Annotated in this window: 1 protein-coding gene; it reads right to left on the reverse strand. The window is 68.4% G+C overall.

All coding sequences use genetic code 11. From position 1 onward, the window contains the following. The coding region (locus ACETPF_RS20960; RefSeq protein WP_373936559.1) for a cadherin repeat domain-containing protein at positions 1-868 on the reverse strand (868 nt) is incomplete at both ends.

Here is an 868-nt window from a genome sequence, read left to right on the forward strand (position 1 = left end):
CGATGACGCTGATCGACACCGCCTGGTCGGTGCTCGTGACCCCCTGCGTTGCGGTGATGACGATGTCGTAGCTCGCCCTCGCCTCATAGTCCGCGCTCGCGTTGAGCCGCAGTTCGCCCGTCACGGCGTCGAGCGTGAAGGCCGCCGCGTCCGCGCCGCCCAGCGTGTAGCTGATGTCGCCGAAGGTCGCATCCGCATCGGTCGCCGCCGCCGTGTAGATCACGGTCGAGGCGTCCGCATTCTCCGCCACGCTCGCCGTGTCGCCGGAGGTGAACAGCGGCGCATTGTCGTTCACGTCGATGACGCTGATCGTCACCGCCTGGTCGGTGCTGGTGCTGCCCTGCTTGGCGGTGATGACGATGTCGTAGCTCGCCCTCGCCTCATAGTCCGCGCTCGCGTTGAGCCGCAGTTCGCCCGTCACGGCGTCGAGCGTGAAGGCCGCCGCGTCCGCGCCGCCCAGCGTGTAGCTGATCGGGCCGAAGGTCGCATCCGCGTCGGTCGCCGCCGCCGTGTAGATCACGGTCGAGGCGTCCGCATTCTCCGCCACGCTCGCCGCATCGCCCGAGGAGAACACAGGCGCATTGTCGTTCACGTCGATGACGCTGATCGTCACCGCCTGGTCGGTGCTGGTGCTGCCCTGCGTTGCGGTGATGACGATGTCGTAGCTCGCCTTCGCCTCATAGTCCGCGCTCGCGTTGAGCGTCAGTTCGCCCGTCACGGCGTCGAGCGTGAAGGCCGCCGCGTCCGCGCCGCCCAGCGTGTAGCTGATGTCGCCGAAGGTCGCATCCGCATCGGTCGCCGCCGCCGTGTAGATCACGGTCGAGGTCGCCGCATTCTCCGCCACGCTCGCCGTGTCGCCCGAGGTGAA

The sequence above is a fragment of the Sphingobium agrisoli genome (assembly GCF_041877245.1).
GTDB lineage: Bacteria > Pseudomonadota > Alphaproteobacteria > Sphingomonadales > Sphingomonadaceae > Sphingobium.